This is a genomic window from Pontibacter pamirensis (genome assembly GCF_010015475.1).
Taxonomy (GTDB): domain Bacteria; phylum Bacteroidota; class Bacteroidia; order Cytophagales; family Hymenobacteraceae; genus Pontibacter; species Pontibacter pamirensis.
In genome coordinates this window covers 1-6275 of record NZ_SSNI01000081.1, presented here as the reverse complement: position 1 = coordinate 6275, position 6275 = coordinate 1, and the positions used below count along the sequence as shown (strand labels likewise).

Here is a 6275-nt window from a genome sequence, read left to right as displayed (position 1 = left end):
GCTCCATGTGGGGTGCTAGTCCCTTTACATCCGTTATCACCTCGAACTCGCCGTTCTCCGTCATCATCACCGTCGCCGTGCCATACACGCCGGAGTTGTTGAGCGGGTTCAGCTGCACCTTGTACATCTTCATCTTGCCGTTGTTGCCGTCACCGCTGCCGCCTCCCGGTATCACCCCGTCCAGGTCACCCAGCTGGTCGCAGCTGGCCAGGAAGAAAGTGCCCAGCAGCGCGGCGGCAAAGCCCTTGGTCAGAGTCGCCGCTTTACCCAGCAGCATGTTCATTTTCTGTTTCGTATTGTTTTGCATAATTGTCTGTGTTAAAAGTTTTGATAATCAAAGGTGCTGAATGCCAACTATCCTATGACACGATAAACGGCTTGACGATGTCCAGTACCATTTGCATAGACAGCGGCTCATCCCACGCCTCCCGCACGGCCATCACCGGAACAGTAGTCACCTCAGTCACTTCCACACCCACATGCGTGGTGTTTTTCTCACCGGCGTACACAGCGCTACTGGCCATCATAAAGGTTGCCCCAAAGCCGTCTATGCCGTCATAGTCCTCCTCTGTTATCCAGCCTTTTCTTCCCCGGATGCGCCTTACCTGCGAGGCATGGCGTGCCTCCACGGCGTGTATCTGCAGCGCCACTTTCAGCAGGTCGTCGTTCTCCATCAGATTGGGCGCCTGTCCTTTGTAGGCTCTCACCCCTGTGTCCTCAAAGGCCTGCGAGAGGGCCAGGAAGAGCTGGTAGTTACCGAAGGGGCTCGGGAACACACCGCCCGCCGTGTAGTCGAACTCACTCGGCACACCGTTCAGGCTTCCGCCCAGCTGCTGTATAGTTGCCTCCAGCAGCTCCACGTGAATGCGCTCGTGCTCACGGATGGCCATGAACACGTTCTGGTGCCTACCGCTTACTACGCCTGAATCCACACCCTTTATGTAGAACTGGTACTCCAGCCGCTCCAGGGCCAGGGCGAACTTCAGCACGCCTATCACGTCGCTGCTTTGCGCAAAAGCCATTTTCGGCATCATGGTGAAAGCTGCTACAGGCAGTGAGGCAAGCGCCACTTTCTTTGTCAGGCTTCCCAGTTTCCGGAAAGCCTCTTTCCTGGACATGTAGGTGTCCACTTCTTCCTCCGACCTGTTTTCTGTGTTGAAAGAGTCAAATAGTTTTATAAAATCCATAGTCGTTTTCTCCGTTAAGCTGTTGGTAAATTACTCGCGTCAATCTCCGTCACAATGAAAGGGGCAGCTGCCTGCAGCACCTGAGAAGGTGGGAAAGCCCGCTCCAGGCCATCATCAATGAAGTCCACGAAAGCTTCATTCGGAGCGATAAGGTCATAGATTGCTGTTGCGTGCCGCGCCTCCACAGAAACGATTTTACCGGCCACTACCAGGAAGTCCGGGTTGGTAAGGAGCGGGCCAGCGCCGTTATAGGCCGCCACCCCGAGGTCCTCGAACGTTTTGGCCGTCTGCAGCACGCTGTCTCTGTCCCTGAAGTCCACCATGCTGAAGTCAAACTCCAGCTTGCCGATGGCATTTTTACCGAGGGCCGCCTCATAGAACTCGCGGTGGGCCACCTCGTGCTGCCGCAAATCCTCCAGCACCCTTATCTCCTCAGCGCTTGCACCGACATAAAAGCCCAATAGCGCTACTTTGGTGTAGTAGGCAGCCTCCAGCTGCTCCAGGGCATAGGCATAGTTGAGGATGCCTATGTCCCCGCTCCCCAGATTCACTTTCTTGGGAGAGTTCGGGTTTTTCGGTGGGATAAACTCCTCGAACTGCTCGCAGCCGGAGAGTAAAATAGCGGATGTGGCCAAGGCCGCTCCGCTGTACTGCAGGAAAGATCTGCGGGAGCTGCTGAGCCCCTGGTCGGGCTTGTAGCCCTTTCCTTTTGAATCGGTAAACTTTATCATACTAACCCATTTAAAATTTAAAAAATACTACTCTAAAATCTTTCTCTCTCCTCTGTTGCCTTTCCTGTTATATATCCTGCTATTCTTTTCCATGCTGCCAAAGTTGATTAACATAACTTACAACCAAGTGTATATCCGTGTTTTCTGTTGCCTGCCGTGTACCTCCAAGACAAGCAGCAGTCCCTGTTCAAACACGGTTTATTGGCACCTGATTATTCTTTTTGTCATATTAAAGCACTTACGTAGAACTACTTACGCTTGTGCAGCTGAATATTTAAGAACAGTATCATAATACAGGGTGTATGCCCCCAAACAATAAGTGAGTACTCATTTTTAATTAGAGAAAAGAAATCCTGTGCCGTTGCAAGTATGAAAAAGAGACTGCCATGCCTGTTCCGGAGGACAGAAAAAGGCAGTGAGAGAATCCTTTACCTCCTTTTTCCCGTTTGTATGGCATCACATTTAAACACAATATCATGGAAATCACCAACACGCTTGCTTTTATCGGTGGCCTGGGAGGCACAGAGGTCATCCTCATCCTGCTGTTCTTTGGGGCCAAGCGCATCCCGGAGCTGGCAAAGGGCCTGGGCCGCGGCATCCGCGAGTTCAAGGACGCCACCAATGAAATCAAGAGCGAGATAGAGAAGCCCGGGAAAAACGAAAAGACAATAGCGGGGAGACCAGTTGCCAGGGATGAAGCACAGAAAGAGTTTACCGTGTAAACCCCCTCTTTTAGCCGGGCCAACAGAACAGTAGCAGGATAATGAGCTTTACCCCTTAACAAACCTTGATGGCTTCATCGTCTATACAGCGTAACTTAAGTTACTTAGCTAGATGCAGCTATGAGAAGGTTCTGGTAATATTGAAAAGCAAAAGAGGGAGCGCAGTTTTAAAACCACGTTCCCTCTTTTGCTTTTCAATTCCTGCTAAATCTGAAGATTCAGCGGTTTAGCAAAATTACTTTTTCCCTTTAGCCATTCCTTTGCCATTGTTTGTCGGCATAATCTGGCCACAAGCTACAGGCATAGTAGGTACATAAGTGCCGTTTACAGTCAGGCCGTGTAACACGATGGCTCTGTTCTGGAGGGGCTTCAAGTCCTTGTAATCGATAACTTCACCTTCTTCTTCGAACTCGATTTCGCCGAGGTTAAATGTACGGGTATAGTGTATGTTGCCTTCTGCATCAGCCTCCGGAAACTCATCGATTGGCACATACAGTTCAAGAAGAACTGGTCCGTAAGAAGGAAGCCCTTCTACGAGATCCACAAAGCCATCTCCGTTTGTGTCATCAGCAGGTGTCGGGCAGGTGGAGTTCCTGTTGTCATCCATAAACCCGTGGATGTGTTGCGGGTGAGGCAGGTTTGGCTCCAATCCGGATGCCATCACTTCCACAGTAAGCGTGTTCGCATCCACTGTGATAGTGGCTGTGCCTGACACACCTGAGTTGTTTAGCGGCTGGAGGTTCGCCATAAAAGTACGCTCAATAGCAGAGCCCTTATTTACGCCTTTTTGGTGCGCTTCCTCTACATTCTGTGCTGAAAGATTCGCATCAGGAGAAATGTCTGACTGCTCGCAAGAAACAAATGTGAATGCCATGGCAGCTGCCGCGATAAGTTTAGTCGGTGCCGGGAATAAAGTCTTGATATTCATAATTTTATATTTTTGTTGGTTACACACTACCTACGGCCTCATTCAGTCAAACTAATCAGAGTTGTCATGATTGATGGTGAACGTCAGTTATAAGATGGCAGAATGACGGTTATCCTTAGTGGGTGATAAATCCGATGCTTTAAAGTATGCCTCTGTAGGCCATTGCCGACCCTACCAAAACAATGCTGCCTTTGTCCCTGGGGACGTTTACTGCGCTTAAGCGCAGTAAACGTCCCCAGGTAAGTGACTTCCATTACCCGCCTGTGCTCTTCTGGGGCGATGTCTTTCACAGGGCCCAGCGCAGTGACCATGGCGTTGTTCACCCACACATCAATCGGTCCCCACTTCTCCTCTACCAGGGAGGCTACCGCGTCTAACTGCTCAGCATTGGCCACATCAACCGGAAAAGTAAGGGTCTCACCGCCCATCTACTCTATCTCTTTCCTGGCAGCCCCAGCAGTTTTCCTGGCCCGCTGCGGCTGCCCGTGAACAAAAAACAAAGAGCAGCTTGCTATAAAATAATAGATGAGGAAGAACAGGCCTTAAGACTTTTCCTGAAGAGGGCGGCCCGCACCGTATAGGTTTCTGAGGCTGCCTCTTCTTTGTTTGAAGCCTGCCTCCATGGATCCCCCACAAACTTGCGGAGGGTTATGTGCTTTATAACATCCTAAAATCAATAATGCAATGGAAAACTTTAATGTAGAATTAGAATTGCTTTGGAAAAAGCTGGAGTCGTGGGGAGATTATGCCGTGCTCATGCTCCCCAACCTGTTCCTGGCCATCCTCCTCCTGGTCATTACCTTCAAACTGGCTGGTTTGCTCAGAGGGTGGCTCGGAAAGTTTATTAACAGGTTCTCACATAGTCCCGCCCTGAACAACCTCATCCTGACGATCCTCTACATCGGCATGCTGCTGGTGGGTTTCTTTATTGTGCTCCATGTGCTTAACCTGGACGGGGTGGTCGTGTCTATGTTGGCCGGTGTCGGTATCGTGGGGCTGGCGTTGGGTTTTGCCTTTCAGGACATCGCTGCCAACTTTGTCGCCGGGGTGTTCATTGCCTTTCGAAGGCCGTTCCGCGTGGGCGACTTAATCGAGACCAACGATTACCGCGGCGTCATCAAGCAGATTACACTTCGCACCATAAATATCCGGCAGCTGACGGGAGAGGTGGTGCACCTCCCGAACAAGACGGTGTTTGAGAACCCGCTCACGAACTACTCCGTTAATGGTACCCGGCGTGTGGACCTGCAGGTAGGGGTTTCCTACGCAGAGGACCTGGAGCAGGTGCAGCAGGTAGTGTCGGAGGCGCTGAAAGACGTAAGAAACCGTGTGAAGGAAAAAGAGATTGAGGTGATGTACGATGAATTCGGCGATTCCTCCATCAACTTTAAAGCCCGCTACTGGATAACCTACAAAAATGAGATAGACTACGTGAGTGCCAAGAGCGATGGCATCATCCGCATCAAGAAGGCCTTCGACGCCAACGATATCCTGATTCCATTCCCCATCCGTACGCTGGACTTCGGAATAAAGGGCGGCGAAAAGCTGACAGAGCAACTGGAGACTATCACCGCCTCTATGAAAAAAGGCAGGGCTTTAGGGGGTAACGGACAGACAGGCAGCGATTGAGACTGCATTTGTACAGAAGTGTTACCCCCTTCCCCAGGAACGTATCACGGGGTATAGAGCCCCTAAAAGGGCTGTATATATTGAGCAAGAACGTAAAAGTTTTTATACTACGCTTAAGGCTTGAGAAACATTGCATGAAAAGGGCAGGGGCAGCTTCTGCTTCAGCCTGCTACATAAACTATGGAGCATGGCTTATGTGCGGAAGGGTGACGATGCCACAGGGCAGCGGGAACACCTGCTCCCCTAAAAAAGGTGCGGCCAAAGACACTGGTTGCTCCTGCTCTCCCTTCCTTTAACAAACAACATGCTGAAGAACTGCTCTTCCGCCTCAACTGTCCCGATGAGGATGATTTATGCGCTGGCGGGCAGCACCATTCCCGGATCGGGTTTAATGTGCTGCGCGTCCCCCTCTTGGATAGCGATGATGGTGCAGCCTGTTTCCTGGCGGATGGATGACTCTGCAATTGTGGGCCTAGCCAGCCGCTTCGGCACTCTTGCCTGGAGCAAGTTCAAGCCTTCTGCCACCGTGAGAAGTCACTGCGCTTTAGCAGGTTCAGAATGGTGCTGGCTCCTATGGAAACATTTCCTGGCTCCTAAAACTACCGCGGCTCTAGCTTACCTTTCACCCCATTTCGCTTAAACTTTGAATATAGCGGTAGCTGATAATCCTGCCGATGCCCACTATCTTGGCTATCTCCTCCACGGTTTTTGTTCCGGACTCGAAGAGGATTCTGGCTGACTTTGCCTACTCCATGGCTGCTTTCGAAAGGCTTGCTGGCCTGCCGGTGGGCGTGGCGGTGTTGGTGCCGTCCCGCAGGCTCGCAAACTCCACCCCTCTCTCCTTGAACTCAGACACCAGGTCTATCAGGTCCCGCAGCGAGCGGCCCAGCCTGTCCAGTTTCCACACACCACCGTATCGCCTGCTCTGAGCTGGCTGATCAGTTTTACATTATATAGAATCTCTCCGGTGCCAGAGGCGGAGGCACATCCCGCTCCTGAAGAGCTGCCTGGTGTTAAACCTGGTGGTTCCGGCAACGGCTGTCACTGAGGCGTCAGTGGGCTTATTCCGGAAAGGCTC

At 51.4% G+C, this 6275-nt stretch carries 9 protein-coding genes; 2 read left to right on the top strand and 7 right to left on the bottom strand.

Translation table 11 applies throughout. The features are described from left to right. The 3 genes from E1919_RS26705 to E1919_RS26695 all read right to left on the bottom strand — a co-directional run. Positions 1-307, bottom strand: a 307-nt coding sequence (locus E1919_RS26705; protein WP_162056456.1) for a hypothetical protein, incomplete at its 3' end; no start/stop codon positions are given. 52 nt (positions 308-359) lie between these two features. Continuing rightward, positions 360-1187 carry a ferritin-like domain-containing protein gene (locus E1919_RS26700; RefSeq protein WP_162056455.1) on the bottom strand — a complete coding sequence of 276 codons (828 nt, stop codon included), beginning with the start codon at positions 1185-1187 and terminating at the stop codon, positions 360-362. Between the two features lie 14 nt (positions 1188-1201). Next, complete coding sequence (locus tag E1919_RS26695; protein WP_162056454.1) at positions 1202-1918, bottom strand: ferritin-like domain-containing protein; 717 nt, start codon at positions 1916-1918, stop codon at positions 1202-1204. A 476-nt stretch (positions 1919-2394) separates the two neighbouring features. On the opposite strand from E1919_RS26695, the gene E1919_RS26690 reads away from it, so the two are divergent. Then, positions 2395-2640 carry a Sec-independent protein translocase subunit TatA/TatB gene (locus tag E1919_RS26690; RefSeq protein ID WP_162056453.1) on the top strand — a complete coding sequence of 82 codons (246 nt, stop codon included), beginning with the start codon at positions 2395-2397 and terminating at the stop codon, positions 2638-2640. 235 nt (positions 2641-2875) lie between these two features. On the opposite strand, the gene E1919_RS26685 is transcribed toward E1919_RS26690, so the two are convergent. After that, positions 2876-3568 (bottom strand): CHRD domain-containing protein, encoded by a 693-nt coding sequence (locus E1919_RS26685; protein ID WP_162056452.1) that lies wholly within the window; start codon positions 3566-3568, stop codon positions 2876-2878. An 83-nt stretch (positions 3569-3651) separates the two neighbouring features. Then, a complete protein-coding gene (locus tag E1919_RS26680; RefSeq protein WP_237144884.1) occupies positions 3652-3996 on the bottom strand; it encodes an SDR family NAD(P)-dependent oxidoreductase in 345 nt (114 codons plus the stop codon). A 256-nt stretch (positions 3997-4252) separates the two neighbouring features. On the opposite strand from E1919_RS26680, the gene E1919_RS26675 reads away from it, so the two are divergent. After that, positions 4253-5197, top strand: a complete 945-nt coding sequence (locus E1919_RS26675; RefSeq protein WP_162056451.1) for a mechanosensitive ion channel family protein — start codon at positions 4253-4255, stop codon at positions 5195-5197. A gap of 351 nt (positions 5198-5548) precedes the next feature. On the opposite strand, the gene E1919_RS26670 is transcribed toward E1919_RS26675, so the two are convergent. After that, positions 5549-5710, bottom strand: a complete 162-nt coding sequence (locus E1919_RS26670) for a TrkA C-terminal domain-containing protein (RefSeq protein ID WP_162056450.1) — start codon at positions 5708-5710, stop codon at positions 5549-5551. Positions 5711-5942: 232 nt separating this feature from the next. Next, entirely contained in the window at positions 5943-6104 is a 162-nt protein-coding gene (locus E1919_RS27835) for a recombinase family protein (protein ID WP_162056449.1), read from the bottom strand. Positions 6105-6275 lie beyond the last annotated feature (171 nt).

Coding starts and splice junctions, on each gene's coding strand:
- E1919_RS26700 (WP_162056455.1), bottom strand. CDS start 1,187: ATGGATTTTATAAAACTATTTGACTCTTTCAACACAGAAAACAGGTCG.
- E1919_RS26695 (WP_162056454.1), bottom strand. CDS start 1,918: ATGATAAAGTTTACCGATTCAAAAGGAAAGGGCTACAAGCCCGACCAG.
- E1919_RS26690 (WP_162056453.1), top strand. CDS start 2,395: ATGGAAATCACCAACACGCTTGCTTTTATCGGTGGCCTGGGAGGCACA.
- E1919_RS26685 (WP_162056452.1), bottom strand. CDS start 3,568: ATGAATATCAAGACTTTATTCCCGGCACCGACTAAACTTATCGCGGCA.
- E1919_RS26680 (WP_237144884.1), bottom strand. CDS start 3,996: ATGGGCGGTGAGACCCTTACTTTTCCGGTTGATGTGGCCAATGCTGAG.
- E1919_RS26675 (WP_162056451.1), top strand. CDS start 4,253: ATGGAAAACTTTAATGTAGAATTAGAATTGCTTTGGAAAAAGCTGGAG.